The organism is Collinsella sp. OM04-5 (genome assembly GCF_003439125.1).
In the GTDB taxonomy this organism is placed as follows: Bacteria; Actinomycetota; Coriobacteriia; order Coriobacteriales; family Coriobacteriaceae; genus Collinsella.
In genome coordinates, this window is the sequence record NZ_QSUU01000037.1 from 1 (window position 1) to 501 (window position 501).

The 501-nt window shown below is 32.5% G+C and carries 1 protein-coding gene; it reads left to right on the forward strand.

From position 1 onward, the window contains the following. Positions 1-501 (forward strand): hypothetical protein (locus tag DXB53_RS10000; RefSeq protein ID WP_158556528.1); only part of this gene is annotated, 501 nt, incomplete at both ends.

Sequence of the window (501 nt, forward strand, 5' to 3'; positions counted from 1 at the left end):
TCAATAATTATTTTGAAGATATAAAACAGGAAATTAACAGAAAAGAATTTAATCTTGACAGATTGAAAATCAAAGCAGGACGGATGCCTTCCAAAGAGCAGCAAAAAGTTATCAGTTTTTTAGAAAAAGACATTCAAGACAGAAAGACAAACTACATCAAAGAGCTGCAAGCAGCCATCAACGATCCGGAGAATAAAGAATATATCAAGAAATATATTAATTCTATCCGGCAAGAACTGAAGGAAGCAAAAGTTACCCTGGCATTTGTAAATCAATCTATTGATAAAGCTACATCTCCCCAAGAGAAAACTGTAGCAGATCTTATTTTTAACCGAGAGCAGCTGGAAAGCAAAATAAAAAGCTATAAATTTATTCGGGATGAAGATCTTACTACAAATTTATTAAATCAAAAAACCAATGGCCTATATCGGGAAATTCTCCAAACTATTGAAAGCAAAAAAACACTGCTAAAATTTGTTAGTAAGGATCCGGAAAAGAAAG